This is a genomic window from Streptomyces antarcticus (assembly GCF_026627255.1).
Classification (GTDB): domain Bacteria; phylum Actinomycetota; class Actinomycetes; order Streptomycetales; family Streptomycetaceae; genus Streptomyces; species Streptomyces antarcticus.
The window spans coordinates 82,715-108,638 of the sequence record NZ_JAPNLM010000021.1 but is presented as its reverse complement, the minus strand read 5'-3'; the positions used below and the strand labels follow the sequence as shown (position 1 = coordinate 108,638).

Below are 25,924 nucleotides of genomic sequence, written 5' to 3'. Positions count from 1 at the left end.
CCCACCACCTCGACCGTATCGCTTTGAGATGGCGTCGCAGCAGGTCGGTGAGGTAGTGCAGGGTGTGCGTGGACAGCGGCAGGCGGCACTGGTAGACCAGCGACACGGTGTCTCCGGCGTGCTCGTTGGTTTCCGTCACACAATTCCAACATCCGCCGGGGGCAGCTTGGTTACGCCCCGATCCCCGTGCGGACCGGTCGCGGGCGGGTGGTGAACTTCCCGTCGGGTCGTTTGTGCAGCCAGCCGCGGTCGGCCAGCTTCGTGAGCTTCCCGCGCAGCGGCTCCAGCTTGCCCCGTACCCCGGTGTCCAGTCCCAGTACCTCGCCGATCTGCCGGGTGGAGACCGGGCCGGCGGCCTGCCGCACCGCGGTCAGGATGCGCTGGTACTCCGCCGGCAGTGCGGACTCAGCCACCCCCGGCCCACGGTCCGGGACCAGCCGTACCGCCCGGCCTGCCACCTGGACCACCGGCGACCCGGCCTCCGTGCGCTCGTCGGCGAGCTGCTTGCTCATCCGCTGCCACACCCGCTCGGCCACGGCCAGCTCATCGCGCTCAGCTCGTACCTCCGAGAGCTGCTTGACCAGCTGCTCTTCGAGTCCGTCCAGCTCCGCACGCCGCGCTGCGATCTGCTCCAACACCTCGGGATCCATCATGGGCCGGAGCGTAGGAGCGGCACCCGCGACGACGGACGGGAATCCACAAACCCACTCCTGTCGGACGATCTACACCCCAGACTGCCGCCCACGACCAGCACGAGCACCCCGAAGCGACATCACACCAGCACCCTGACCAGCCACTTCAAGATGGCGCAGCTTCACTGACCGATGGTGCCGACGGAATCGAGACTTGTCATCCGAATTCGCGGACCAGACGTCCGACGCCATCGCCATGCCGAGCACGTTCAGGTGTAGCCGGCGGAGCACTTTGCCGGGTACGCCGATACCGCTGTGTCCAGCCACTTACCGTTACCCGGCGACCTAGGCACGGCGTTGGAGCAGGGGTACGCCCCTGCATGCCATGCCCTTGTGTCACCGGCGGCCATCCCCGCGCGTCGCGGGCAAGGGGTCAGAGGAGTATCGCCAGGCCGGCCAAGGCCAGAACGGTCCCGCTCAGGCCGACCGCCGTGCCGAGGCAGCGGTAGACGCCAGCCGACATGCTGCGGGTGGCGGGGCCAAGGTCCCCCTGGGCGTGCCTGTGCAGTTCGGCGTTGGTCTCGGCCCAGCGCTCCAGAGCGGTGGCCGAGCCGCGTGCGTTCAGCGCGACCCAGCCGGCGGGTATCGCGCTGACCAGTCCGAGTACGAGTAGGAAGAGACCGATATCCATGCGTTGCCCCCAGCCGATGTGATGATCGCCGGAACCGTAGCAGCCGTCAGGCCCAGTCGCAGGAGCGGGCAGTCCACTTCGGCCTGCCGGAGCCGGTGGGCGGGACCGCCACGGCCGGCAGTGGGCGTTGCAGGGCGCGCCGTGGTGACTGCACTCGCCGCGGTGGGTGGGCACGAGAGGGCAGATCCGCCACCGTGGTAATGCTGGCTGGTGCGGAGTCGGGCTCAGCGTGGGCGCACCGAAGCTGGTTGGCCTGGATGCTGTCGGCGGGGCCGGGCGCGACGGACAGGACGAGCGACGCGGCGCTGGCCGCGGCGATGATGCTCACGGCACGGAAGGCCGAGGTCTTGACGGACAAGGTGACTCCTGGTGATGAGGAATGTGAAGGGAACTCGGTTGGATGTGCGCCGTGTTCGGCGAACTCAGCTCTGGGTACCGCGCTCGGCGAGCGCGCCGAGCACGCCGAGCACGGCGGCGTCGATGCGGGTGTCGTGCGGTGGTGCGGGACGCTCGGCCAGCTCGTCGAGGCGAAGGCATGGGTGGAGGAACAGGTCCCCTACAGCACCAACGGCCTCATCGCCCCCTACAGCTGGTGGGCCGACGGCTGTACCGGTGGCCGCTACCGGCAGGACTGCTCCGGCTTCGTGTCCATGGCCTGGCAGCTCACCGGCAGCCCCACGACCATGCCCCTGCCCAACGTCTCCACCGCGATCAACAAGTGGGACCTCAAGCCGGGCGACATCCTCAACAGCGACGACCACGTCGTGCTCTTCGCGGGCTGGAGGGACAAGTCCGCCAGCACCTTCAACTACTACCAGGAGAGCAGCCGCAGCCGGCCGACGAACTACAACACCGATGGAAACCTCTACGGTTCCATGCTCGCGTCGCACCCCACGAGCAGCTACTCCGCCCTCCGCTACGGGTTCCGGGCGGAGGGTGACGTACCGCTGGTGGGTGACTGGAACGGCGACGGCACGGACAAGGTCGGCGTGTACCGGCCGGCCGAATCCGACTTCTTCGGCGCCGCCAAGGACTCCAACACGGTCATCTACAAAACCCGCTTCGGCAACCCCGGTGACATCCCCGTCACCGGCCAGCGGTAGCCACTGCCCACCGGCCCGCAGGCCCGTAGGGTCCAGGTCCGGCCCGCGTCGACTCACGCCGTCGACGCGGGCCGGGCCTCGTCTCATATTTCGGAGCAATGCTCAAGTCCTCTGGATCGGCCTCGGGTTGAACACGAAGGGCGTACCCTCCCGAGTGATCGATAGGTCATCGAGTAGACCGACGGCTGGACGCGGGTGACCCCCGGTCCCTGGACAGCGGGCGTCTCGACCACGACATCGAGGCTGCGCTGACCGCGGCTTCCGTCGCGATTGTCGACGGCCTATTCGCCCGCCGGGTCGCCGCGCAAATTCCGTACTGGCGCTTCGATGTCTTCGTTGATCTGCCAGGCGACCTCCGGCTGGTTCCGGAAGATCCAGCGCATGTGCGTGAGGGACGGCTTCCCCCTCGACGTCCTGTTGCGGAACCACATGCGAGTTCGATGGGACATGACCGAGCTGACCTGTCTCCATGTCCCGCAGGCACCGGTCAAGATCCATCGCAGGTCGGCCCCATAGGGTCGGAGGCATGACAACACCCCTTGCCGGCAGTGCTTTCGACTCGCTCCGCCTCGATGCCATGCGCGAGCCAGAAGCGCTGCGCCAGGCCTACGAACTTCCCAGCGACGCGGCCGTGCGTAAGCAGATGACCGAACTCACTGAGCAGACACGGAGGTTGATTGGATGTTCATCGCTGGTCCTGGTCGCCAGCGCGGATGCCGAAGGCAACTGTGACGTTTCCCCGCGTGGCGGCCCCGCCGGGTTCGTCGCCGTCCTGGACGCACGGACGCTGGCCATACCGGACGCGACCGGCAACAAGCGTCTGGACACCCTGCAGAACGTCATCGCCACCGGACGGGCCGGGCTGCTGTTCATCATCCCGGGGCGCACCACGACGCTCAGAGTGAACGGCCGGGCCTGCGTCTCCACCCGCCCGGAGCTGCTGTCGCAGCTGACCGCCGTGGGCAAGCCGCCGGCCAGCGCGCTGGTGCTGGGGATCGAGGAGGTCTACCCGCACTGCCCCAAGTCGCTCCTGCGCAGCGGGGCCTGGAAGCCGGAACAGTGGCTGCCGGCGGACGCCCAGCCGACCTCGGCCGAGGTGACGCTGGCCCAGCTGCGGATGCCGGAGCTGACGATCGTCGGCATCGAGCAGGCGGAGGCGGATTCGCTGAAGTACCGGTACGAGTAACAGGTCGGCCGGCGATTGCTGAACCACCAGCCCGCCGTACCCGGGCCCCGGGCCGCCCCGCCCCGAGATCGATCGCGGGGCAGCCCGTCGGAGCGGCATCGATCGGCGCCGGTTGGTCATCGCGGGCCGCCTCCGGCTCTGGAACCCGCGCCGACTGGCCTCACGTAAGGCGTGGCCGGATCCAACACCCTCGGACACAGCCGCCCCCTCCCCCGCCGCTCCCTTGCCGCGGTTCACGAACCGCGCCGGGCTCTGGAAGCCCAGGTAAAGACCGTGCGTGGAGGAGCACCCGCTTGCGAAGGTCCTGCCTCGATACCGGGGGGGGCGCGGTCAGGACCGCCGCAATACTGCCGATTACCGGTCGGCGACGGCATCGCCTTCCCCGGCGCTGCCCGTCTGGCCTCCTGCGCCCGCCTTGACCCAGCCATGAGACCGACCGTCAGAGACCTCGATCCACGGCGAACACGCACCACGCGGCCGGAAGAGACAGGTCGGCGCAGATCAACACCTTGTGTCGTCTGCCCATGCCGAGATGTCCGCGGCCCCGCGGCCCCGCGGCCCCGCGGCCCCCCGAAGGACCGCTTCTTCCGGATCCCGGGCGAGCTTCCCGCAGGCCACTGCGACGTCCGGTGCGCCGTCCATCCCACGAGCGCGTCACGCACCCCGGTATGGAGCAGCCAATCGGCCGGCTGTCGTCAGCCTCGGCAAGCGCGAGAGCGATGAGCCTGGTGCCGGCCACCCTACCCACCCTGGCGAGGACCTCTGCCGTCGGCCGTCGGCCGCTGCCGTCTGCCGTCTGCCGTCTGCCGCTGACGCCCGGGTCAGTGGGGGGCTCGGGCGCGGTTGTGGGGGTGGCCGCGAAGGGTGATGTTGTGGTCGGTGACGGCGGAGAGGTCGCCGGATGCGTGAGCCCGCCGGCGCCGCGCGCTCGCTTCCGTGCAGATCTCGCATCCGGGCGAGGGGATGGGGATCTGCCAGTCGTGGTCGGGCAGATCGATCGGTGGTGGCTGAACGCTGTCGTGGTGGTCCATGAACCTGCCCCTTCGCCACCGGCCTCGAACCCCACCCGAAAGCCGACGCCGACTTCGCCGGCCTCAACCGCGAGGACGGTCTCTTCCTCGGCTTCCAGCGGGTCGATGACTACCGGGCGCCACGCTGGCCAGAGCAATCCATCCCCCAGCAGGTCCACCTCGACTTCGAGGTTGAGGACCTGGACGAGGCCGAGGCCAGGCTGTTGGAGTTGGGCGCGCGCAAGCCGGATCATCAGCCGGGTGAGGACAGATGGCGCGTCTTCGTCGATCCTGCCGGACATCCCTTCTGCCTGGTCAGAGCTGCTCACTGAGATCGGAAACAGTGAGCGCGCTGCCTGCCGTCGTCGTGGGGAGCTCGCTCCCTTCACGCGCCTGCGCCAGCTCCGGTTCGTCGGCCGCGCTGGGCGCAGGGGCGCCGGCCGCCGTGGTTCCCCGCGCCGCGTACGGTCACAAGCGCGGTGAACGCCTCTCCGAGGTGCGTGGGGGCGCGGGCGTCGCGTCGGCCGTCGCGCTGGCCGTCGGGGTCGTCCCTACGGTGTCAACAATGCGGTCTCCAGGCGCCGTTACGGGCGCCGTGCATGACGCGTGACTGCCACGGACCGACTGCCGGGCCGGTGGGCATGCCTGGCCCGGTACCGGGTCCGGCATGCGCACCGGAGAACCAGCCCGCTCCCCGCCCCGTCGAGCGGCCGGCCGCGGCCGGGCCGGCCGGAGTCGCCGCGGGCGCGGGTGCAGGCCGCAGCCCGCAGGCTTAGCGGTAGACACTCCAGCGGCCGTAGCGGGCCAGCAGCTTGCGGGTGTCGGGGGTACTGAGGCCGAGCGCGGCGGCGGCCTGGTCGGGTGTCGTGTCCTTGTGGGTGTCGTGGGCCGCCCAGTAGCCCACCCGCGCCGCGGCGACCTCCAGCCGCCGGGCCGCCTTCACCGCCGCCACCGGCGAGGTACGGGCCAGCTTCTCGATCTCCTCCACCAGCCGCTCCACGAGATCGGTGACCCCCGCGGGCAGGGGAACGGTCGTCGCCTCGACGGCCACGGTGTGACCGTCCCAGTCCTCCAGGCAGGTGTCCGCGTCCGTCAGGGCTGCCTCCCGGAAAGGTGTCCCGCCGATCGACTCCCAGTCGACCGCGTGCTCCGGACCGGTCCAGCCGCACGAGCACACCGCCCGCAGGGCCGCCGCCCTCGGCACGTGCGACCAGCGACCGTCGTAGACGCTCCAGTGCCCCACCGCCTCCCCGCCCGCGCCCGATGCGGAATCGAAGTACACCGGCCCCGGGACGGCCCCGTCCGCGAGCAGCACGCCGACTGAGCCCTCGTGCGAGGCCCCGTACTCGTCCGTCGTCCAGGTCTCCTCCACCACTGCCTCCCCAAACCGGCCCAGCCTGCGCGCCCGCGCCGGGCGCCCACCGACCATCCCGCAGCCGGTCCGGCCGTGCGCCGGAAACAGCGAAATCCGTCTGCTTCCGGGCGTACTTCAGGCGCTGTGGGGTGGCTCCAGTCGCCCTCGCCGAAACGCTGCCGGACTGGACATGAGCGAGCTGCGCAACGAGTACGGGGACGCCCCGGAGCAGGTCATCACGGCGAACACCGACGGCGGACCGGCACCGCCGGCGCGACCGTCCCCGACCTCCTGGCCCCGAAGAAGACCACCGGCGTATGGTGCGAGTTGGCGGTCGGCGCCGCCGCGGCCGTCCCGATGTGATGGGCGCCGGCCCCGTCAGGCCGACGCGTACGGGCCCTGGGTCGCCACCGTGTTCTGCATGGCCGTCAGCCTGCGGACGAAGAGGATGGCGAGCACGCCGGCGGTCATGGTGCCCAGGTCCGCAGTGATCCCGAGCAAGCCCGCGGCGAGCAGCTCGTCCACGGTCTCGGCCGCCATGAAGATCCGGCTGAAGACGCGGCCCACGATCGCCGAGAGGACCCAGACCACCCACCAGGACGTCAGCAGCGGGGCGGGCGCCGTGCGGTCGGAGCCGTCGGGGCCGCGCTGGGTGCTGGCCCGCCAGGTCTGCCGGGCGATCAAGAAAGGCAGGACGCAGTTCGCCGCGGGCACGAACCAGGCGCCGATGGCCCAGCCCCGGCCCAGGGTGAACGCATCGGGGCGGAAGATGCCGCCGTTGCTGCGCACGCGGTGGAACCAGATGATGAAGACGACGACCGTGGGCAGCAACGTGAGGAGCTGGAACGCTCCGGCGAGCATGGTGAGCGCGGGGGACAGGCCGAGTTCGAGGTCGTCGAAGTGGGTGTCCCCCGCGAACCCCCGCATCCACGACTGCTCGTACGCGCCGGCACCGGCGGAGAAGAGGTGCACCGCGACCGCGGCGCCGAGCAGCCAGGTCAGGGCCGTCGCGAGGCCCGTCGGGGAACGCAGAACGCCTTGGGGCGCCGGCGGGGCCGCGTGGAAGGGCCCGCCGGGGTAGGCGTGGTCCTGCGGGGGAATCCCGTCCGGCGCCGGGCCGGGCTCCGGGTACGGCTGCGGATGCGGCGGTGAGCCGGGCGCGCTGAAGGACATGACGGTGGACCCCCCACGGGAACGAATGACAAGCGGACTGCCCCGCCGGGCGGGCGGAGGGGCCTTGGAGAAGATGAGTCGGCCCCCGTGCCCGGAGTCCAGACGGTTTCTGCTGGTCAGAGCATACGGGGATCAGCGAGGCCGGCCTGCCCCCGCTCGAGTGGGACCGAGGTCACCTCCGTCGCCTGCACCCCGGCGCAGCACCGCCCCATCGGCTGTGCCCGGTTCGGCCGCCGCATCCGGGGGGATCTCCGCGACCCGGTCCGGCGCCTGGCCAGGGCGATGAGCACGCGCAGCCGGCTGCCGACCGGTCGTTCAGCGCGCCTCGGTGGGAAACGGTGCGTACTTCCTTCTGCTGGGCGGAGGTCTCCTTGAGAGTGTGCCGGTACGTCAGGTGCGGTGACGACGGCCGCTCCCCCGGTCCCATGACCGTCCGGACACGTCCCAGTCGTGCACGGGCTCGGCGGGCGTGCGGGCGTGCAGGCGTGCGGGCGCGGCGGGCGCCGGGTCAGCCCGTCGGCGTGTCCACGTCTTCGCAGCCGCTGTTCGCGGCGGCCTCGGGCGGGCTGACAATCGCCTCCTGCCAGTGCTCCCGTGCCAGGGGATTCGAGAGAAGCGGCCAGCCCGTCAGTCCTTCGGCCGGGGCAGCAGTTCGGCGTGCCTGACCGTGTAGCCGCCCTTGGTCACCGGGGCGTACGCGGCGGGGGCCATGCAGGTGCCGACCACTGCTTCCTCGGGCACGGCGTCGCCGCTCGGCAACAGGTTCACGCCGTTCCAGGAGAAGCCCACGCGGTCGCGGGAGTGTCCCTTGTCCTTGCCTCCGTCGTAAACGCTGAACCCGAGCCGCTTGCCGACGTAGTCCGCGGGGCCGCCCGCGCTCACCTTGGTGATGACCGCCGTCAGCGTCGCGTGGCTGGGGCCGGTGACCAGGCAGTCCACGCGGCCTTCGAACGTGTAGGTCACGTTCTCCTTGGCGGAGTAGTGCGAGACCGTGGCCGTGCCCCGGGCATCGGTCGGAAGCCCCCAGGGGATCCCGGGCAACGGTCGGCTGTACGGAGCCGCCTGCGCGTCGAAGCGGAACGAGCGGACGTCGTCGTCCGGGTAGTAGGGAAGGACGAACTCCGCGCTCCCCGAGACGTTCGCGTACGCGGACTTGTCGGCACGCTGCTCGGCGGAGGCGACCGGAGCAGCGCTCAGGGGTAAGCCGACCGCGAGAGCGGCGAGGAGGGCCGGGAGGACGATCGTCCTGGGGCGGGGCATTGAAGTCATCGGACTCTCCGAGTGGTTGAGGGCCCCCGTTGTTGGGCCTACTTCATCCTTGCGCCCGCCCCCGTCCGGGCCATCCACCCTGATCCGTAACACATGACGTGTTCCGCTCAGACTCGAGATCGACCGCACATCAGCCCCGGGTCGCACCCACGGGGTACCAAGCTCCCGTTCGGGAACCGTTGGGAGTCAGCGCACCCCACCGCGCTGAGAGCGCTCGGGCCGGAAGCGAACTGCGGCGGCTACCGTCCGAGGGGTCCAGTGGCCGTGGGTGGTGATCAGGCAGCTCGGTGACCTCCCCTTGGGGAGTCCGCCCGGGGCCGTTCCCGCTACTCGGCTGCCTGGCCGGCGGCCGCGTCCTCGACGGTGAGTACCTGGCCGGTGCCGGTCACGGCCAGGAGGCGGGCGAGCTGGCGCGGCAGGGGGCCCAACAGTCGCAGATCGCACGCGCCGGAGAGGGTGAGGAGCAGGTTCAGGAAGGTGGAGTCGCCGAAGGCGACGCCACGGACATCCAGGACCAGCCGCTCGACGCCGGCCTCCGCGACGGCCGTATCGCACGCGGCCCGGAGCGGGGCGAGGGTGCTGAAATCGAACACACCCGCGCACCGCACCACCCGCTGCCCGTCACGATCGGGCAGGACGGTTACCGTCGTCGGTTCCACAACGCCTCCTTGAACACACGTAGGGATCATGCCCCCAGCCTGCCCAACCCGCGGCCATCCACCGGCAGCCATCCCACACCACAGGGAAAGCGGGTCAGGTCAGCCGCAGAACGGCTCTGATCGTTTTGCCCTCGGGATGGAGGGTGATGTCGATGTGTTCGGCCAGGCGCTGGATGAGCGGCCACCCGTATCCGCCCGGCTGGCCGGGATCGCCCCGGCGGGAAGACGGTGTGCGCGTACTGGCGTCGCCGACCGACACGTGCAGGGCGTCACCGGCGATGTCGGTATGGAAATGGAGAATGCCGCCACCGTGACGGATCGCGTTGGTGACGAGCTCCGTCGTGACCATGAGGGCATCGGCAGCGATCACACTGTCGAGGCTGATGCCCACGTGCTCCAGACATTCGCTGACGCGGCGGCGGGCAGCGGCCGACGTGGCGACGACCGGCCGACCGCCGTCACAGTGACGGTCGGAACCGGTGGCGTCGGCTGCTGTGGGCGTGCTCATACCTCATCACCTGTCCTCGGTGGCGCGAGTTATGCCGCCCCCGGGCCATTCGTCCGCAGTGTGGTGATCACCGTGCCATCGCGGTTGCCCAGGCCGGCCCGCGGCGACCCCTGTGCATCAGGCGTGTGGGGCCTTCGGAGAGATCTGGGTGTGTCCGCTGGCGCCCTTTCGGTGTCGTGAACGCGCAGCATGCGCCGGCGAACGATGTCGATGAACAGGAACGACACGCACCGGGCACCGAACCGGTCCCGCAGGTTTCGTGCGACGACGTCGAGGGAGTCCACGGGTGCGGCAGTCTCCGCTGGCGGGACCACAAGGCGTGTGGAGGCCCCGTGGGATACCGACGCGCGCTTCCCTCATCCACCGGCGCCGCCCGGATCGCCGCACACGGCCAGCCTGCCCTGCGGCAGCCTGGGAGCCATGCTTGCCGCCGCCGACGGCAGGCAGGAAGGAGGCAATTGCTACCAGGGGAGCTCCGCGCAGATGGTCTTGCCACCTGGAACCGGCTTGATGCGGATGTGGGTGGCGAGTCGCTTGACCAGGAACCATCCCCACCCGCCGGCTCCCTCCGTACTGGGGGTCCGCGGCTGGGGATGGTGTGGGCTGTGGTCGGTGACGCAGACGTCGATCGAACCATCGAGGAGTTCCAGGTGCAAGGCGCAGGGGCCGACGGTGTGCCGGATCGCGTTGGCGACGAGTTCGGCCACCACCAAGAGAACGTTGTCCGTGCTCTCGTCCCTGGCCGGTGCCCGCAGGCGGGCCGCGCGGGCCAAGAAGGCACGGGTGGCATCACGTGCCGCCGCGGTTGGTCGATTCATGCGGGACAGGGGCTGATCCAGGACGGCTGCACTCACCTGTTCCTCCTTCCACCCACTCGGGCTTGTATGTCGCGCATGCCCCGTTACGCCAGTCGAAACCGGGACGCGCCCTACCGCATGAGGCCCGGGAAGGGAAAGGGCTCCTGACCTTGGAAGGAGTCTGCGGTGTTCCAGCCGACCCCGCGTCCTCGCATGATCACCACATGTGACCGGCGCAAGGAAGGGGGGTCTCGCCCGGCTTTGTGGCGCCTTCTGATGGCCGCACGCCCACGACCTCACGGGGGATGCGCGGCAGCGCTCCTGCGCAGGAGCGCGGGCAGGAGCCGCTCCAACCGTCCGCAGCGCGGAGGAATGATCGCGATGGACCGAGACTCGCGGCCAGGACCGATGTCGAGGCCTTGGCGGGGGTTCTACTCATATCTCTTTCTCTTCTCGCGTACGGGCTCGCCGTGCTCCCGGGGGAGCGCTGGGCACAACGTCAAAGTGACCGGCGGGCAACGCCCGACTGAGCCGCACCCGGGGCGTCTCGGCCCCCTTGCGACGGTGGACCGGTCGGCGCTGTGCGTAAGGGTGGTGCCACCAGGGCGTTTGCCAGGAACGCGACGCCGAAGCGGTCGCCCGCCGTCGGCGGCGAAAGCACGGGGCGGGGGGCGGGGGCGGGCGGTGACCTGGCGCTGCTGTGCGGCGTTACAGGCGGGCCGGAGCGCGCACCTTGCCGGCGGTCCGCTCCCGCACCCCTGCCTACGGGCCGTTCGGACCAGCCGCGCTGGCGGGGGCCGGTCGCCGGGGTGAGGGTGGCGGGAGCGCCGACGGGCCCATCGGCGCTCCCGCCCCGCACGAGGAGCCCCACATGTCCCAACGCCACACCGTCCTGCGCAGCCTTCACGATGTCGGCCTGGCCGCATGGTTCGGAGGCTCCCTGATGGGCGCCGTCGGTCTCAACGGTGCCGCGAAGGAACAGGGCGCGGACTGGCGGCAAAGTGCCAGGATCGCGAGCGCGGGGTGGGCCCTGTGGGCCCCCGTGGGTGCGGTCGCAATCGGCGCGCACCTCGCCGGCTCCGGCGGCCTGCTCGGCGCCAACGCCGCACGCGTCCTCACCCAGCAGGGCGTCGCCGCCTCCGCTCTGGCCAAGACCGCCCTCACCGGCGCCGCGCTGGCCGCCAGCGTCTACGGCCGGGTCCTCGGCAAGAAGATCGAGCTCGCCTCCTCCGAGAGCCCCGAGGACGCGGAGAAGGCCGAACGGCTCCCCGTCGACACCGGGCAGGCCGAGCGCCACCTGTCCTACGTGCAGTGGGCCGTACCGGCCCTGACCTGCGGCCTGATCGTCCTCAACGCCCTCCACGGCGAGCAGCAACGACCCGCCCAGCAGCTCTACGGAATGCTGCGGCGCGCCCGCACCCTGGCCCCGTACGTGATGAGCTGCCACCACCGCCACACAAGCCATTGAGCCGTACCCGTACCGACAGCACCGCCGGGGGTCCGGGTGCGCACGCGCGAAAGCGAGGCGGCGTGCCGTTCGTCGGTCGAGCGGCCGTCCGAGGGGTTCGCCGATCCTGCCGTCGGGTCGGCGACGTGAGGGGGAAGGGATCCATTTGTCCCAGATGAGCGGGCCGCCCGTAACCTGCGGCCCCCGCCGGAAGGAACCCTCACGCCGTGTCCCAGGTCATGGAATCCATCAAGGTCGACGTCCCCGTCCGCATCGCCTACAACCAGTGGACCCGGTTCGAGACGTTCCCGCTGTTCATGGACGGAGTGCGGCGCGTCGAGCAGGTCGACGAGACCCTCACCCACTGGGTGACCAGGATCGGCGGCGTGGACCGGGAGTTCGACGCCGAGATCAGCGAGCAGATCCCGGACGAGCGGGTCGCCTGGATCACCGTCGACGGGGACATCGAGCAGTCTGGTGTCGTCACTTTCCGCCCCATCGACCCCACCCACACCGAAGTCACCTTGCGCATGGACTTCGACCCCGACGGACTCGCGGAGAACATCGCCGACACGTTCGGCTTCATCGACCGCCATGTCACCGGCGACCTCAAGCGGTTCAAGACGTTCATCGAAGAACGCGGCGCGGAAGGCGGCGCCCGGAGCGCCCAGGTCTGATCCCGTACCGGCAGCCGCCATGGGCCCTTGACGGTGGGCGTGGGCGCGGTGCGGTCTGCAACAGGGGGGAGGGCGGCCCTGCCGGGGTGGTGAGGTCGTGGCAGAGCCCGGCCGGGCCACTACGGGCCCGGCCGGGCTCTGCGTGCCTGAGGTATCGCGCTGTCTAGAAGGCGTCGTCGCGCTCGCGCTCGCGCTCGTCGCGGAGCAGGTCTTCCTCGCGACGCCGCTCCATCTCCTCGGGGCGCTGATCGCCGCGGGACGGAGTGACGGGCTCGGGGCGGAGCGGGTCCTGACCGGGGTGCTGGGGGTGCTGGGGGCGCTGGGGGCGCTGCTGCTCTTCGCGGCCCTTGCCCGGCTTCTGGCTCATGTCCTTCGTACCGCCCATGACGGCGACTCCTCGGTGCGTGGGATGTGACGTACGTACTCGCACACCAAACTTGCACGGGCCGTAACCTTTCGCACCATTTCGGCTACCGCGTGTGGCGAGAGGGTGATGCGTACGGCGGCTTCGATGCGCCGCGCCGGAATGCGGGCGGCCGTTCCGGCACGCAACCGGTGGTGGTCGTCCTGATCAGCCGATGGTCGGGGCATCGCACGGCTCCTGACACGGATTGCCGCGGATTGCCGCCGGCGCGCTCGCGCTCCCGCCGCGAAGATCGGAGGGGATTCGGCGAAGCACTCGGGAAGACCAACCTCGTCCAACCGGTTTCCGAGATGCCGGGCGCGACCGTGTCGCGGTTGGTCATCGCTCGCTCTCGCGGGCGGGGTGTCGGTGGCTGGTGCGGCCTTGCGCACAGGTGGTCCCGCAGTCGCCGACCCGGCGACTGGAGCACTGCGGCCGTCGAGGACGTGCTGGATGTGATCGACAGCCTCGTGGACGGGCATGCGTTGCGGTGGGCGCCGCACGGGGACGGGTCCGTAGGCAGGTCTGTCAGAGGGTTTGTCGGGTCGGTCAGAAGGTCGGTCAGTGCTGGGGCGGCAGTGACGCCGAACCGGTGCCGGGTACGAGCGGCCCGAAGCCCACCCGTGCAGTGGCGCGCCCTTGCCACTGCGTACCTTGCAAACCCGCCAGGGGGGCGGCGTCTGCCTCAGGACTGGTTGTGGATCAGGCCGGTGATCGCGTGCGTGAACTCGGCTGGTTGCTCGATGGTGCGGGTCTCCGCACGGTCAGGCGAGCGGCGACAGGATGTCGAGGGCGGCTGCGTGGATGCCGGGGGCGGCGGCCAGGAAGTCCTGGCTGTCGGTGCTCCACGGTTCGCCCGCCAGGTCGGTGACGGTGCCTCCGGCCTCGGACACCAGCAGAGCGCCGGCGACCAGCCCGGAGCGGACGTCGGAGAACTGCCAGAACGCGTCCATGTGTCCGGCGGCGACGTGAATGAGCTGCATCGTGGCGGGGACGGACACGCGCACGACGAGTGCGCCTGTGAGCAGGGCGGTGACGGATTCGCCGATCCGCCGGTAGGTGTCCTTGTCCTCGCCGGGCTTGGCCTGACCGGTGCCGACGAGCGCGGCACCCAGGTCGGTCTTGACGGACACCCCCATGGGCGGTCGTTGAGGCGGGCGCCGCCGGCGACGGCGGTGTACGTGTCGCCGGTCAGCGGCAGGTGGACGACGGTGAGCACCGGCCGGTTGTCGCGGACGAGGGTGGCGGTGACGGCCCAGTCGTCAATGGCGTGGACGTGGTTGATGTTGCCCTCGGCGGGGTCGACGACCCACCACTCCCCCGGCGGCAGCGCACCGCCGGCCAGCTCGTCCTCGGCCCACCGCGATCCTTGCCGGGCCCGCAGCAGCGGTTCCCGCACCACGTCAAGCACCGCGTCGTCGTTGGCGTGGATCTCCTCGACCACCTCGTCCCAGGCTCGCGCCCCAGGCGTGCGAGGTGTAGCGGTCGAGCAGCGTGACGCCGGCGGACTTCACCGCGGCGGTCACCTCGGACAAGAGCGTGGTGACGGCGTCAACAGGCATGGCGGCTGTGCTCATGGCGGGCTCTCCTGAAGTTCGGTCGATGCGGGACGACTTGTGCCGCACCCGCACTTCGAAGTGAGGGCCCCAGTCGATTAACAACAAGTGCATGTCATTTACTCATAGAGTTACCCTCATGCAACTGGACTTGAACCTGCTCACCGCCTTGGACGCCCTGCTGGAAGAGGGCAGTGTCACCGGCGCCGCAGCCCGCCTCCACGTCACCGCACCGGCGATGAGCCGCTCCCTGGGCCGCATCCGCAAAGCCACCGGTGACCAGATCCTGGTCCGCACCGGCCGCAGCATGGTCCCCACCACCCGCGCGCTGGCCATGCGCGCCCAGGTCCACGTCCTCGTGCAGCAGGCACACCACCTTCTGTCCGCGCAGCAGGAACTCGATCTGGCTTCTCTGGAGCGGGTGTTCACCGTGCGCTGGCACGACGCCCTGACCGCCGCCTGCGGCACCGCGCTGATCACCGCCGTCCACCGCCAGGCACCCGGCGTTCAGCTGCGCCTGCCCGCCGAATCCGGCACGGACACCCCCGAGCTGCGCCGGGGTGAGGTCGACCTCGAATCAAGCTCCAGCGCTCCGACGCTCCCCGACATCCGCCACCGCCTCGTCGGCAGGGACCGGCTGGTCGTTGCCGTCCGACCGGGCCACCCGCTTACCGAAGGGCCGCTGAGCCTCGCGCGCTACGCGGCCGCCGAACACCTCACCGTCTCGCGGCGCGGGAGCCTGCGCGACCCGATCGACGACGCCCTGGCCACGAGCGGCCTCGAACGCCGCGTCGCCGCCGCCGGGCCCACCGCCGCCTTCGCGCTGCAACTCGCGCTCGGCACCGACCTGGTCGTCACCCTCCCCGACGCGGTCACCCGCGCCGCCCGGGAACAACTCGGCCTCGTCACGCTGCCCCCGCCGCTCCCGTTGCCCCACGTCCCCCTGTACCTGCTGTGGCACCAGCGCTACGACGACGACCGCGCCCACACCTGGCTGCGCGAGACGGCCGCCGAAACCGTCCAGGCACTGTTCGCACCAGCGCCACACCTCACGTCGGGCCGCCCGCGCTCTTCCCGGTCTTGACGGTTGACGGTCGGCCCCCGGTCTTGACGGTCGGCTTCTTGGCGGTCTCGGGGACGGCGACGACCGGTTGCGGACTGTGCTGTCCGCGGTGGCCGGGGCCGCCCCGCCGCGGGCCCGGTCCGGCATTGCTGGAGGGCAGGGTGGTCCCGGTGGCGCGCCTGGGTCAGGTGGCGGTCAGGACGAGGACGGCTTGGTCGTCGTCTATGTCGTGGCCGCCGGTGAAGGTGCGGACGGCTTGGGTGAGGGCGTCGATGGCCTCATGTGCTGCCCGCTGGCGCGGGCAGCTGCTCAGGGCGGTGATGAGGCGGTCGTCGCCGAACTGCCGGCCGGTACTGTCGCGGGCTTCGGTGATGCCGTCGGTGTAGAGCAGCAGGCTTTCGTGTGGGTGCAGGTGGAGGTGGTGGACGCTGACTTCGGGGTCGGCGGTGATGCCGAGGAGTGAGCCGGGTGCTTCGACGGTGTGCGCGGTGCGATGGGTGTCGAGGTGGATCGGGTGGGTGTGGCCGGCCCGGACCAGGTCGATGTCGAGGCCGTGGTCGGTTGGGGTGAGCTGCCCGTAGACGAGGGTGACGAAGCCGGTGCCGTGGCTGGCCGGCCGCTTGATCAGGGCTCGGTTGATGGCGTGGACGACGGCATCGGGGCCGGGCAGGAGGGGGGCGACGGCGCGGGCGGTGTGGCGTACCAGGGCGGTGGTGGTGGCGGCGATGGCGCCGCGGCCGCAGACGTCGCCGAGCATGAAGGCCCAGCGGCCGTCGTCGAGGGGGAAGACGTCGTAGAAGTCGCCGCCGATTTCGAGGCCTTCTCCGGCGGGGTGGTAGTAGGTGGCCACGTCCGCGCCGGGTACGGCGGGCAGGTCGGGCAGGAGCAGTCCGGCTTGCAGGTCGCGGGCGAGGGTGACGCGGTGGGTGTACTGGCGGGCGTTGCGGGCGGCCAGGGCGGCGCGCCGGGCGAGTTCTTCGGCCAGGGCGACGGTGTGGCCGTCGAAGGTGTGCGCTCCGGTCGACAGCAGGGTGACGGCGCCGAACGCCGTGCCCCGGTCCATGAGGGGGATGCACAGGTAGCCGGTGACGCCCAGTTCGCGCCACGGGCCGGATCCGGTGGGCGTGCGCCGTGCGACCTCGCTCATCCCCGAGGCGAGGACGCGGGCTACGGCATCGTCGGCTGCCTCGTAGACCGGGATGTGTGCGGCCAGCAGCTCGTGCTGCCGGTGGGTGGGAGCGGCGGTGGCCAGGCGGCGTACTCGCCCGCCCTTGACGATGTCGACCGCGCACAGGGACGCCAGTTGGGGCGTGCAGGAGTCGGCCAGGTGCCGCAAGGTCTGGGCAGCGTCCAGGTCTGCCGAGAAGGCGGTGCTCGCCTTGAGGAGGAAGGCGAGGTCGTCGCGAGCCGCTTTCTCCCGGGCTTCGGCGGCCTTGCGGGCCTGTTCGGCCTGGTGGCGTTCGATGGCCAGCGCCGCGGTGTCGGCGAAGACCCGGGCCAGGGCCAGGTCGGTCTTCTGTGGGGCGCGCGGCGTGCGGTGGTACATCGCGAAGGTGCCCAGCAGCGAGCCGTCGCGCGCCAGGATCGGCGTGGACCAGCAGGCGGCCACCCCGGCCTTGACCGCCAGGTCGCGGAAGTCGTCCCAGAACGGGTCGGTGGCGATGTCGGAGACGATCACCCGCTGGCGGCGGTGCGCGGCGGTGCCGCAGGAGCCGACGCCCTCTCCGGTGGCGATGCCGTCGATGGCGCGGTTGTAGAAGTCGGGCAGGCTGGGAGCCGCGCCGTGGCGCAGGTGCCGGCCGTCAGTGTCGGCCAGGAGGACGGAGACCAGCACCTGCTCGGGCGCGAGTTCCTCGATGGCTCGTGCCATTCCCTCGAGGACTTCGGGAAGGGGGGCCTGGCGGGCGATCTGCTCCAGCAGGACGCGGTGCTCGGCGGTCAGCCGCTGGGCGTGTCTGACCTGGGTGACCTCGACCCCGATGACCCGAACGCCCATGGTGTTGCCGCCGGTGTCCAGGCGCGGCTCGTAGGTGAAATCGAAGAACGCTTCCCGCGGCGTCTGTCCCTCGCCCAGCAGGACACGGGAATCGCGGCCGGTGTAGACACTGCCGGTGCGGTAGACCCGGTCCAGGAGGCTGATGAAGCCCTGCTCGACCAGTTCGGGCATCAGCTGCCCCAGCGGTATCCCGGTGCGGGTGCGCTCGGTGCCGCCGATCGCGGCGAAGAACGCGGGGTTGGCCGTCTCGAGCATGTGCGCGGGACCGGCGAGGGAGGCGAACACGGCCACCGACTCCCCGAAGAGCACCCGCAGGTCGTCCTCCGGCTCATGTTCCGTCGGGCTTTGCCGTGCCGTGGAGGGCTGGGAGGAGTGCTGGCCCGGTACGCCCGTCATGTGGTCAGTCCTTTGATCGGCTGGGCGGGAGCGTGGACGCCAGCTGGGAGGTCGCGCCTGTCCGGGCCTGATGCCAGGGCCTGGGTCGCGTCGGTGTGGGCGTCCTGCCGTACGTCAACCGAGAACACCCTCGGCTTCCGCCGCGTGGCGGGCCTGCAACAGGTTCTCCCAGGTAGGGACCGCCGGAGCACAGGAGCATGCCGCCCCGTTCCCGGCCCATCGCCCTGCGGTACTCCCCTGGCCGGGGCGGCGGGCTCGTCTGTCGTGAGCGGACGTCTCGCTCTGCGAATCCGTCGCGCCAGGACAGGGCCGTCCGCGGCCGGGCCCCGGCACACGGGGAGGCGGCCGGGGCCCACCAGTACGGCGGCCTTCCGGCTCGCCGCCTGGCTAGCAACCGAAGGTGTCCTTGTCCTTGCCCTTGGCCTTGCCCATGGCCTTGCCCATACCCTTGGCTTCACCCGTGGCCTTGCCCTCGGACTGCTCAGCGTGAGCCTTCCCCTTCTCCGTGCCCGACACCGGGACCTCCTCGTGTAGTACCGGATCGGTCGTGATCCCTCTCCTGTTCCAATACGCCCGGCGCAAACCCCACGACGGGCGACGACGAGGGGCTGGAGCGGGCCGCGGAGGTGTAATCGGCGATGACGCGCTGCGCTTCCTCGAGCTGGTCCTCGAGTCCTCGAGGATGACGATCGGCAGGCCCTGTCCACCGGCATGCCCTGGTCGACGAGGTCGCGGGCGCGGGCGGCGATGCGGAGCTGGTAGCGGAAGTAGCGGCGGTGGCCGCCGGCGGAGCGGAGCGATCAGGCGGGCTTCGCCGATCGCGCGCAGGAAGCTCTGGGTGGTGCCGAGCATGTCGGCGGCCGGCCCATCGTGCAGGCGGAGGAGTCGTCGTCGAGACGGCCGTACGAATCGTCCGCTGTCGTCTCACCTCTCGCTGGAACGTCTGGAACGCGTGGAGGGGCCCTGGTGCCTGTGGCACCAGGGCCCCGAAGGAACTGCTACACCATCTGCCGGCCCTGATCCTGCGCCGGCCTTCTGTGTCCGCGTGCCCGACCGGAATGCTGCCGGGGCTGCGGGGATCGCGGTTGCTTGACCGGAGACCACCTCACTATCGATGTCCTGCGGTACCCGGACTCAACACTCCGTCCGGGCGATCCTGATGGCGCCCAATCCCTCCGTTCATCCCTCAGGCGATCAACTGCTTACCAACGGGAACTGCGTACTGCTGGTGATGCGTACTGCTGGTGATGCGAACTGCTGGTGATGCGAACTGCTCGTACTGCGCGTGACCTGACCGAGCGCCACGCCTTCGGCAGCCAGCCCCGTCGCCCGTCCTGCGTCTGCTCTGGCTTGGAACCCCACTGCCGAACCTCCCGATGCGCGCGCCCGCAGCCGACGCCTTCACCGAGGTACCACTCACTGACTTCACTGCTGGGTACTGCGTACTGCCGACGGCAGCCCCTGATGACTGCGGGCCACCCGGTCCGGTCGCCAGTCCCGTCGCCGTCCTGCAACCGCTCTGGCTTCGGAACTCCACCACCGCACCGCACTGCTGAACTGCGACTACCTGTCTTGCGGGTACTGCTGCCCGGCAGTTCGTCTCTGCCAGGCCCTTCGGTCTCTCTGGGCTACGAGAGAAACCATAACCACGCGATCCCGCAATGTCTACTCTGGCCGTCATAGGTTTTCGCGCCACGGGCGAGGAGATAATCAGGCGCGGTGGGATGCAGGCGCTCGCTGCCTCCGGAAGCGGCGCAGGGAGCGGCCCCAGGGACGATGGCGGCGCCCTCACGCGGCAGGTCAGAGACGCGGGGTCGGGCTGTCACGGGGGTTTCGGCGCGGCGCAGGCGGCTACGGTCACAACAGGACATCGACCACGGGGGAACCATGACCGACCACGGCCACGGCTACGGCCACGACCACGACCACCCGTCACAGCGGCCGGTACCAGCCGATCGGCCGGACCTTGTCTACGTGTCCGGCGAGCTGGATCTGGACAGCGGGCGCGCTGCCGCGATCGACGCGGCCCTGCGGCGCGCGGTCATCGATCCCGGCGGCCCCGCGGAGATCACGGTCGACGTCGGCGGGCTCGGGTTCTGTGACTCCACGGGTCTGAACATCCTCCTGCGCGCCCAGCTCACAGCCCTTTCCCACGGCCGCACCCTGCGTCTGCGGGCGGCCAACCCCCAGCTCGTCAAACTCCTGCACCGCACCGGAGCCCTCGCCCTCTTCACCCTCGACCCCCTACCAGCCGCCCCGGCACCGACGGACGGGAACACCCTGTGACGCCGGATTCGGGTGACGGCCGGCTACCGGGGGCAGCGGTTCGGTTCCGCGCCCACAGCTGACGGGCCGCGTCACACGCTCCGTGACCTGCGGTGGGCAGGGTCGGGGGAGGTCGTCGCGACGTGATCGGTGATGTCACCGAGGCCGTCCCATGCCGGGTTCTCATCTCCTGCCGCTCGCGAGCGTGGGCCGGCTCCCGGCGGGTAGACGATCGCGTGTCGTGCCAGGGATGCATGGGGTGCGGCCGTGGCGGAGGTTACCTGTCTGGTCGGGTGGTGGGGCTGGTGCGGGCGAACTACGGGGCCTCGGGGGGCGCCGTGGTGGAATGTGAGCTGTCCGGTGCCGCCTTGGCGCGGATCTTCGCGCGCATCCGGGACGGAGTCCGGGGGCCGCATCGAACAGCAAGGGGTCGCTGTGACCGCAGGAAAGCCGGACGGCGAGCGGATCTCTCGTCCCCCCAAGGGCGGGAGCCGCCGGGGCAGAGCGATGACGTTGGCGGGGGCGTTGGAGGCGGCGGAGACCGCGGCGCCGGTGGAGTCGCTCGACGTGGTTGCGCGCATGCTCAAGGACCACCTCGGGGCCGTCTCGGTGTCGTTCCTGATCACCGACTTCACGGGCAGCTCGGTCGTACGGCTGGGAGTCGCGGACAGCGTGGAGACCGATGAGCCGGCCCAGCGGATTCCGCTGCGCGGCACCCTGTACGAGGGCGTGATCCGCAGCCAGCAGCCGCAGGTGGAGCACAGGGGCGAGAGCCCGCTGGTGCGCGTGGTGGCCCCGGTGACCAACCGCGGGGACGCCATCGGCCTCCTCGAACTGTTCCTGCCCGCGGTACCGGGCGAGGAAGTGATGCGGGAGATCGGCGAGACCGCGCACGCACTGGCGTACATCGTCATCGCCAACCGGTCCCACACCGATGTGTACCAGTGGGGCCGGCGCACCAAGCCGCTGAGCCTGGCCGCGGAGATCCAGCACCGGCTCCTCCCGGCGTCACTGGCATGTGAGGCGGCACAGTTCTCGGTCGCAGGGGCGCTGGAGCCCGCCGACCATGTCGGGGGCGACACCTTCGACTACGTGATCGACCGGGATACGGTCCAGCTCTCCGTGACCGACGCCATGGGCCACGACGTCGCCGCAGCGCTGCTCGCCACCCTGGTGGTGGGCGCCCTGCGACGGGCCCGGCGGGCGGGCGCCGACCTCGCCGAACAGGCCCACCAAGCCGACCAGGCCATGCGCGACCACGGCCGCAGTGGCTATGTCACCGGCCAGCTGCTGCGCATCAGCCTGCTCGACGGCCGGACGGAGTTCGTCAACGCCGGACACCCCTGGCCACTGCGCATGCGGGACGGGGAGGTCCACGAGATCATTCCGAGAATCGATCCCCCGTTCGGTCTCAGCCTCTACACCCCGCGCGCCAACGACTACCGGGTGCAGGCGCTGGACCTGCGCCCGGGTGACCGGCTCGTCATGCTGACCGACGGGATGCTGGAACGCAACGCCGAGAACCTCGACCTGCCGGACCTGATCATCCGCACCCGCGCACTGCATCCCCGCGAAGCCGCCCGCACCCTGATCAAGGCCATCGTCGACGCGGGTGACGGCCACCTCGACGACGACGCGACCGTCATGTGCCTGGACTGGCACGGCGTCCACCACTCCGAGCGGGACGCCGCCACCGGTGCCGACCTGACCGACGCCTCGCCACTGTCAACGACAGGAACACCCGCTCCGCAGCGATGAGTCCGGGCGGTCCGGGCTCCACCGCCCCGTCCCAGGAAATCGTTCGGGTGCAGTCGCGGCCCGAGACGGGATCGCGGCATGACGCCGGGTAGGCGTCGTGCATGAACTCACACGACTCCGACTCCGACTCCGACTTCGACTCCGACACCTCGCCCATGGGGCAACCTACGGCCCTCAGCACTGTGTCGAAATGGTGGCTGACGACCCTGGACCGCCTCGAGCAGACAGAAGCCGCCGATCCGGCGATCAGGATGCTCCAGCACAGGATCAGCGCGCTCCCCCTGGGCGGAATGCGGGATCTGCTGCGCGGCAGGCCCTTGGGACACCCCGTGCACCCGGTGCTGGTGCAGGTCCCCGTCGGGTGCTGGCTGTCCGCCTCCGTACTCGACCTCGTACCCGGCACGAGGCACGCGACCACGGCCCTGACCGCCGTCGGACTGGCCGGGGTCGCCCCGGCGGCGATGGCCGGCTGGGCGGACTGGGCAGACCTTCCCGCCGAACAGGCGAGGGTCGGCCTGGCTCACGCGGTCTCCAACGTCGCTGCGGTGGCCTTCTACACCGCCTCCCTGGCAGCGCGGCTCCGCGGCCGGCCGGCGAAGGGCCGCATGTGGTCCCTGGGCGGGCTCGCCGCCGTGGCCGCCAGCGGTGCCTTGGGCGGGCACGTGGCCTACCGGCAGGCCGTCGGAGCACATGCCGGAACATGAGCGGCACCTCGTGCGCGGTCGCTCCGCCCGCCTGCGCTGACCCGACAACGGGCAGATGGGTTCCCTGTGGGGCGGGGACAGGGCCGCTCATGGGCAGTCGGATGACCGACACTCGACGCCAGGGTGGGTGCGCGGGTGATCCCCGGTCAGCGGCGGCCGGTGGCCAGGATGACGAGGAACTGGCCGCCGCCCGCCTCGATGCCGGCGGTCACCGGCATCCCCGGTACCAGGCGGGAGAACCGGTCCACCAGCCAATCCGCCGCCTCTTGAGCGTCCTTCCTGGTCGGACAACGGCCCACCATCTCGCGGCCACCCTTGCGCTCCAGCCTGTCGGCAACGGCGATCAACGGCGCCGGTTCGACCACGTACAGGCGCTCCGGCCAGGCGATGACCACCTTGACCGCACCCTTGCGGGTATTGCACCCGCGGTGCGCGAGCCGCTCGGCGACCTTGGCCTTCCGGTCGGCGGTCCGGCTGTCGACACTGGGCCCCCGCGGGTCGTTCACCGACTCGTCGGGGTCCACCGGCTCGTCACACACCCAGCAGCGCCATCCGTCACGCTCGGCCACATCATCAAGAAGACTCATCCGAGCAAACTAGCCTGCCCGGCCGCCACCCGCGCACCAGGGCCCCGGTTACGCCTCGACACCGGCCGACAGCTCCCCGCCGCATGGCCGGCGTGTCCGTGACCCGCAGCGGCGGACGACGGAGGTGCCGTGAAGGCGCTGTACGTACGATCGCCGTTCCCGGAGGAACGCGAGGGGCCGGTACCGGTGTGGAACGGGTGCGGTCGCGCAGGCGCCTGCCATGAGGACCCGCTCTCGGCGGCAGCGCACCGGCGCGCATCCCTTGGCGGGCCGTTTCGCCGTGGTGACCGGCGCCGCACGGGGGATCGGCACGAGCACGGCCTACGCCCTGTCCCTGCGCGGCGGGACGGGACGGGACGGACGCGTCACGCCCGGCTTCGGGCAGTACGGGGGATCGGAGATCCTCATCCTCGATGACCTGCCGTGGCGGCAGGCGCCTACACGTCGGCGGGCGTGCCCGAATGGGACGGCACCGGGCCCGCGCCCACCGCGCGATAGTGGACGTACGAGCTACGGAGGAATCATGGGTGGAAGCGCCGCCGGGCACCGCGGCAGTACGGCACGACGGTGGGCTGCCCGCCTGACGCTGGCCGCGGCGGTCACCGCTGCGGCCTTTCCGCTGGTGGTCGCGGGTGTCAAGAGCCTGGAACTGGCGGCTGTCGCGCTGGCCGGACTCGCGGTCACCGCGGCCGGACTGTGGTGGGCCTTCAGCCGCAGGGGCGTGACCAGGACACTGGCGGTCGCCTTGGCTATTGCCGCACAGGCGGCGGTGATCGGGTTCTTCCTCTCCGTCGGTCTGCTCTGGACGGTGTTCGTCCTGGCTGCCCTGTGGGCCGTGGTGTACCTCGCCGGCTGGACCGCGCTCGGCGACACCATCGGACGGGCCGCTCCGGCCGAATACCCCACTCCTCCACCCGCACGCCCCTTCCTCATCATGAATCCGCGCTCGGGCGGCGGGAAGGTCGGAAGATTCAGGCTCAAGGAGCAGGCCGAAGCACTCGGCGCACAGGTCGTGTTGCTCGACCCCGCGCACCCTCAGGATGTCGCCGCCATCGCCCACAACGCTCTGACGGACGGTGCGGACCTCCTCGGCGTAGCCGGCGGAGACGGTACGCAGGCCCTCGTCGCCGGTGTGGCGGCGCAGCACGGAGTGCCCTTCATGGTGATCTCAGCCGGGACACGGAATCACTTCGCCCTCGATCTCGGACTCGACCGCGCCGACCCTTCCACGTGCCTGCAGGCACTCACCGACGGTGTCGAACTCCGTGTCGACCTGGGTCGCATCGGCGAACGGACCTTCGTCAACAACGTGTCGTTCGGCGCCTACGCGGAGGTGGTGCAGAGCCCTGCCTACCGCGACGACAAGATCCGTACCATCCTCGGCCTGCTGCCGGACATCCTTACCCACCACCTTGGCTCTCGCCTTGACTTCTATGGCGGGGGAAAGAGGATCACCTCACCTCAGGGGGTGCTCGTGAGCAACAACCCGTATCGCGTGGGCGACCCGGCCGGCCTCGGACGTCGGGACGGCCTCGACGCGGGTGTTCTCGGGGTGGTGAGCATCAAGGTCGACAACGCGGTGCAGGCGGCCGATCTCCTCCGCGGCAAACACTCGGCCGGTCTCACCGTCATGACCGCCCGGGAAGTCGTCGTCGACGCCGACGGACTCGAGGTACAGGCCGGCGTCGACGGCGAGTCGCTCTCCTTCCCGACACCCGTACGCTGTGTGATCCGTCCCGGAGCCCTGCGCGTACGTGTCCCGCGGAACCGCCCTGGTGTCCCCCGGCCGAAGTCGCGCCTGGACTGGCGGCGGCTGCGTGATCTGGCACTGTCGCGAGGGTGAGCGAGCAGCGTTCTCCGAGGCGCGACGTCATGGGTCGCTGACGTCCCATGGCCATGCGGATGCGGTGGGAGTCGCGGCAGCACGTTCAGGAGCAGGGCCTCGGGAGGGGGCCGGACGCCCTCGCGGCACAGGAGCGCCGGCCTCGTCTCGAGCCAGGCCCCCGCATGATCGCGCGTCCAGGCCTTGATCGCATGCCATTGCCCCCGGCGCGGAGCCTGAAGCCGGCGGGGGCGTCGTGGGATCAGCTCGAGGGTCGGGCTCGGGGTTCCGTCCGCTCCTCGGGCAGCAGGTCCTTGGCTCTGCGTTCCATCAGGACCGGCAGGTAGGTACGTACACGCGCGTACCTGAGCTCCTCGTACGCCGTCTGTACCGTGCTGTGCACCAGCCCGGCGTCCAGGCCGGGGTGCGTCTTCATCAGCCGCTCGGCAACGTGGCGAATGGCAGCGGCATCCTCCGAATCCGTCATCGTGCGCCTCAGTCCTCTCCGGGATCGCCTTCCTTCAGTTTCGCGGCGCGGGATGCAGCCGGGAAGTCGATCTTCCGCCGTTGTGAGCGGCAGGCGGCAGGCGGCCGCCCGTGCCGTGGGCCGCGAGGGGCGGGGTGTCCATTCCCGCACCGGCCTGCAACCCGGCGAGGACCTCCTGGAGGGCCTCCACCGACGTGTGTCGCGGCTCCCGGTCCAGCTCCGTGCGTGCGCGGGCGCAGTCCATCAGGGGCAGGCGCAGCACGGCGTCGGACAGCAGGTCGGGTGAGGCGGGCACCAGGCGCAGGCTCGATGCCACGGCCAGTGCCGCCCGCAGGGGGGCCGCGGGCATCGCGAAGGTACGTGCGTCGAAGAGGCCGCTCC

24 protein-coding genes and 3 pseudogenes are annotated in these 25,924 nt (G+C 70.8%); 10 read left to right on the top strand and 17 right to left on the bottom strand.

From position 1 onward, the window contains the following. Positions 1-170 precede the first annotated feature (170 nt). Together OTB16_RS27720 and OTB16_RS27715 are read right to left on the bottom strand one after the other, a co-directional pair. The gene (locus OTB16_RS27720) at positions 171-653 is read right to left on the bottom strand and encodes a hypothetical protein (RefSeq protein ID WP_324290273.1); all 483 of its coding nucleotides are present in this window, start codon (positions 651-653) and stop codon (positions 171-173) included. Between the two features lie 412 nt (positions 654-1,065). After that, positions 1,066-1,323: a hypothetical protein gene (locus OTB16_RS27715; protein WP_267723516.1), complete on the bottom strand. Its 258-nt coding sequence runs from the start codon at positions 1,321-1,323 to the stop codon at positions 1,066-1,068. A gap of 248 nt (positions 1,324-1,571) precedes the next feature. Between OTB16_RS27715 and OTB16_RS27710 the strand changes: the two genes are divergently transcribed. Both OTB16_RS27710 and OTB16_RS27705 read left to right on the top strand, forming a co-directional pair. Next, on the top strand, positions 1,572-2,426 hold the full coding sequence (locus tag OTB16_RS27710; protein ID WP_267723515.1) for an NlpC/P60 family protein: 855 nt from the start codon (positions 1,572-1,574) through the stop codon (positions 2,424-2,426). Between the two features lie 526 nt (positions 2,427-2,952). Further along, on the top strand, positions 2,953-3,612 hold the full coding sequence (locus tag OTB16_RS27705) for an MSMEG_1061 family FMN-dependent PPOX-type flavoprotein (protein ID WP_267723514.1): 660 nt from the start codon (positions 2,953-2,955) through the stop codon (positions 3,610-3,612). An 821-nt stretch (positions 3,613-4,433) separates the two neighbouring features. Here OTB16_RS27705 and OTB16_RS27700 read toward each other — a convergent pair. After that, entirely contained in the window at positions 4,434-4,643 is a 210-nt protein-coding gene (locus OTB16_RS27700) for a hypothetical protein (RefSeq protein WP_267723513.1), read from the bottom strand. A gap of 14 nt (positions 4,644-4,657) precedes the next feature. On the opposite strand from OTB16_RS27700, the pseudogene OTB16_RS27695 reads away from it, so the two are divergent. Continuing rightward, positions 4,658-4,954 (top strand): annotated as a pseudogene (locus OTB16_RS27695) (VOC family protein); the annotation flags it as partial. Between the two features lie 440 nt (positions 4,955-5,394). Here OTB16_RS27695 and OTB16_RS27690 read toward each other — a convergent pair. From OTB16_RS27690 to OTB16_RS27660, 6 genes are all read right to left on the bottom strand, one after another. Continuing rightward, positions 5,395-5,994, bottom strand: coding sequence for a hypothetical protein (locus OTB16_RS27690; RefSeq protein ID WP_267723512.1), 600 nt, complete (start codon positions 5,992-5,994; stop codon positions 5,395-5,397). Between the two features lie 360 nt (positions 5,995-6,354). Then, positions 6,355-7,149 carry a DUF4328 domain-containing protein gene (locus OTB16_RS27685; RefSeq protein WP_267723511.1) on the bottom strand — a complete coding sequence of 265 codons (795 nt, stop codon included), beginning with the start codon at positions 7,147-7,149 and terminating at the stop codon, positions 6,355-6,357. A gap of 627 nt (positions 7,150-7,776) precedes the next feature. Further along, positions 7,777-8,418: a hypothetical protein gene (locus tag OTB16_RS27680; protein WP_267723510.1), complete on the bottom strand. Its 642-nt coding sequence runs from the start codon at positions 8,416-8,418 to the stop codon at positions 7,777-7,779. Positions 8,419-8,744: 326 nt separating this feature from the next. Further along, positions 8,745-9,077 (bottom strand): STAS domain-containing protein, encoded by a 333-nt coding sequence (locus OTB16_RS27675; RefSeq protein ID WP_267723509.1) that lies wholly within the window; start codon positions 9,075-9,077, stop codon positions 8,745-8,747. A 94-nt stretch (positions 9,078-9,171) separates the two neighbouring features. Beyond that, positions 9,172-9,585: an ATP-binding protein gene (locus OTB16_RS27670; RefSeq protein WP_267723508.1), complete on the bottom strand. Its 414-nt coding sequence runs from the start codon at positions 9,583-9,585 to the stop codon at positions 9,172-9,174. Positions 9,586-10,046: 461 nt separating this feature from the next. Then, positions 10,047-10,439 (bottom strand): ATP-binding protein, encoded by a 393-nt coding sequence (locus tag OTB16_RS27660; protein WP_267723507.1) that lies wholly within the window; start codon positions 10,437-10,439, stop codon positions 10,047-10,049. 814 nt (positions 10,440-11,253) lie between these two features. Between OTB16_RS27660 and OTB16_RS27655 the strand changes: the two genes are divergently transcribed. Then, positions 11,254-11,850: a hypothetical protein gene (locus OTB16_RS27655; protein WP_267723506.1), complete on the top strand. Its 597-nt coding sequence runs from the start codon at positions 11,254-11,256 to the stop codon at positions 11,848-11,850. A 206-nt stretch (positions 11,851-12,056) separates the two neighbouring features. Then, positions 12,057-12,506, top strand: a complete 450-nt coding sequence (locus tag OTB16_RS27650; RefSeq protein ID WP_267723505.1) for an SRPBCC family protein — start codon at positions 12,057-12,059, stop codon at positions 12,504-12,506. 163 nt (positions 12,507-12,669) lie between these two features. On the opposite strand, the gene OTB16_RS27645 is transcribed toward OTB16_RS27650, so the two are convergent. Together OTB16_RS27645 and OTB16_RS27640 are read right to left on the bottom strand one after the other, a co-directional pair. Then, positions 12,670-12,891, bottom strand: a complete 222-nt coding sequence (locus OTB16_RS27645; RefSeq protein WP_267723504.1) for a hypothetical protein — start codon at positions 12,889-12,891, stop codon at positions 12,670-12,672. Between the two features lie 782 nt (positions 12,892-13,673). Then, positions 13,674-14,486: pseudogene (locus tag OTB16_RS27640) on the bottom strand (inositol monophosphatase family protein). 118 nt (positions 14,487-14,604) lie between these two features. On the opposite strand from OTB16_RS27640, the gene OTB16_RS27635 reads away from it, so the two are divergent. After that, a complete protein-coding gene (locus tag OTB16_RS27635; protein WP_267723503.1) occupies positions 14,605-15,549 on the top strand; it encodes a LysR family transcriptional regulator in 945 nt (314 codons plus the stop codon). A gap of 163 nt (positions 15,550-15,712) precedes the next feature. Here the strand turns inward: OTB16_RS27635 and OTB16_RS27630 are convergent, their stop codons facing one another. The 3 genes and pseudogenes from OTB16_RS27630 to OTB16_RS27620 form a co-directional block, all read right to left on the bottom strand. Then, positions 15,713-17,920, bottom strand: coding sequence for a GAF domain-containing SpoIIE family protein phosphatase (locus OTB16_RS27630; protein WP_267723502.1), 2,208 nt, complete (start codon positions 17,918-17,920; stop codon positions 15,713-15,715). Between the two features lie 387 nt (positions 17,921-18,307). Beyond that, positions 18,308-18,436 (bottom strand): hypothetical protein, encoded by a 129-nt coding sequence (locus tag OTB16_RS27625; RefSeq protein WP_267723568.1) that lies wholly within the window; start codon positions 18,434-18,436, stop codon positions 18,308-18,310. A 91-nt stretch (positions 18,437-18,527) separates the two neighbouring features. Beyond that, positions 18,528-18,789, bottom strand: a pseudogene (locus OTB16_RS27620) (MerR family transcriptional regulator); the annotation flags it as partial. Between the two features lie 1,018 nt (positions 18,790-19,807). Between OTB16_RS27620 and OTB16_RS27615 the strand changes: the two are divergent. The 3 genes from OTB16_RS27615 (at position 19,808) to OTB16_RS27605 (ending at position 22,647) form a co-directional block, all read left to right on the top strand. After that, entirely contained in the window at positions 19,808-20,206 is a 399-nt protein-coding gene (locus tag OTB16_RS27615; RefSeq protein ID WP_267723501.1) for an STAS domain-containing protein, read from the top strand. A 486-nt stretch (positions 20,207-20,692) separates the two neighbouring features. Next, positions 20,693-21,943, top strand: a complete 1,251-nt coding sequence (locus OTB16_RS27610; protein ID WP_267723564.1) for a PP2C family protein-serine/threonine phosphatase — start codon at positions 20,693-20,695, stop codon at positions 21,941-21,943. Between the two features lie 101 nt (positions 21,944-22,044). Beyond that, positions 22,045-22,647 (top strand): DUF2231 domain-containing protein, encoded by a 603-nt coding sequence (locus OTB16_RS27605; RefSeq protein WP_267723499.1) that lies wholly within the window; start codon positions 22,045-22,047, stop codon positions 22,645-22,647. Positions 22,648-22,793: 146 nt separating this feature from the next. Here the strand turns inward: OTB16_RS27605 and OTB16_RS27600 are convergent, their stop codons facing one another. Beyond that, a complete protein-coding gene (locus tag OTB16_RS27600; RefSeq protein ID WP_267723498.1) occupies positions 22,794-23,234 on the bottom strand; it encodes a hypothetical protein in 441 nt (146 codons plus the stop codon). A gap of 523 nt (positions 23,235-23,757) precedes the next feature. Here OTB16_RS27600 and OTB16_RS27595 point away from each other — a divergent pair. Continuing rightward, positions 23,758-25,077: a diacylglycerol/lipid kinase family protein gene (locus OTB16_RS27595; RefSeq protein ID WP_267723497.1), complete on the top strand. Its 1,320-nt coding sequence runs from the start codon at positions 23,758-23,760 to the stop codon at positions 25,075-25,077. Positions 25,078-25,318: 241 nt separating this feature from the next. On the opposite strand, the gene OTB16_RS27590 is transcribed toward OTB16_RS27595, so the two are convergent. Then, positions 25,319-25,543, bottom strand: coding sequence for a three-helix bundle dimerization domain-containing protein (locus OTB16_RS27590; protein ID WP_267723496.1), 225 nt, complete (start codon positions 25,541-25,543; stop codon positions 25,319-25,321). A 34-nt stretch (positions 25,544-25,577) separates the two neighbouring features. Next, on the bottom strand, positions 25,578-25,892 hold the full coding sequence (locus OTB16_RS27585) for a hypothetical protein (protein WP_324290888.1): 315 nt from the start codon (positions 25,890-25,892) through the stop codon (positions 25,578-25,580). Between the last annotated feature and the right edge of the window lie 32 nt (positions 25,893-25,924).

Coding starts and splice junctions, on each gene's coding strand:
- OTB16_RS27670 (WP_267723508.1), bottom strand. CDS start 9,585: ATGAGCACGCCCACAGCAGCCGACGCCACCGGTTCCGACCGTCACTGT.
- OTB16_RS27585 (WP_324290888.1), bottom strand. CDS start 25,892: ATGCCCGCGGCCCCCCTGCGGGCGGCACTGGCCGTGGCATCGAGCCTG.
- OTB16_RS27685 (WP_267723511.1), bottom strand. CDS start 7,149: ATGTCCTTCAGCGCGCCCGGCTCACCGCCGCATCCGCAGCCGTACCCG.
- OTB16_RS27630 (WP_267723502.1), bottom strand. CDS start 17,920: ATGACGGGCGTACCGGGCCAGCACTCCTCCCAGCCCTCCACGGCACGG.
- OTB16_RS27595 (WP_267723497.1), top strand. CDS start 23,758: ATGGGTGGAAGCGCCGCCGGGCACCGCGGCAGTACGGCACGACGGTGG.
- OTB16_RS27645 (WP_267723504.1), bottom strand. CDS start 12,891: ATGGGCGGTACGAAGGACATGAGCCAGAAGCCGGGCAAGGGCCGCGAA.
- OTB16_RS27655 (WP_267723506.1), top strand. CDS start 11,254: ATGTCCCAACGCCACACCGTCCTGCGCAGCCTTCACGATGTCGGCCTG.
- OTB16_RS27680 (WP_267723510.1), bottom strand. CDS start 8,418: ATGACTTCAATGCCCCGCCCCAGGACGATCGTCCTCCCGGCCCTCCTC.
- OTB16_RS27605 (WP_267723499.1), top strand. CDS start 22,045: ATGAACTCACACGACTCCGACTCCGACTCCGACTTCGACTCCGACACC.
- OTB16_RS27600 (WP_267723498.1), bottom strand. CDS start 23,234: ATGAGTCTTCTTGATGATGTGGCCGAGCGTGACGGATGGCGCTGCTGG.
- OTB16_RS27610 (WP_267723564.1), top strand. CDS start 20,693: ATGACGTTGGCGGGGGCGTTGGAGGCGGCGGAGACCGCGGCGCCGGTG.
- OTB16_RS27705 (WP_267723514.1), top strand. CDS start 2,953: ATGACAACACCCCTTGCCGGCAGTGCTTTCGACTCGCTCCGCCTCGAT.
- OTB16_RS27720 (WP_324290273.1), bottom strand. CDS start 653: ATGATGGATCCCGAGGTGTTGGAGCAGATCGCAGCGCGGCGTGCGGAG.
- OTB16_RS27635 (WP_267723503.1), top strand. CDS start 14,605: ATGCAACTGGACTTGAACCTGCTCACCGCCTTGGACGCCCTGCTGGAA.
- OTB16_RS27715 (WP_267723516.1), bottom strand. CDS start 1,323: ATGGATATCGGTCTCTTCCTACTCGTACTCGGACTGGTCAGCGCGATA.
- OTB16_RS27590 (WP_267723496.1), bottom strand. CDS start 25,543: ATGACGGATTCGGAGGATGCCGCTGCCATTCGCCACGTTGCCGAGCGG.
- OTB16_RS27615 (WP_267723501.1), top strand. CDS start 19,808: ATGACCGACCACGGCCACGGCTACGGCCACGACCACGACCACCCGTCA.
- OTB16_RS27700 (WP_267723513.1), bottom strand. CDS start 4,643: ATGGACCACCACGACAGCGTTCAGCCACCACCGATCGATCTGCCCGAC.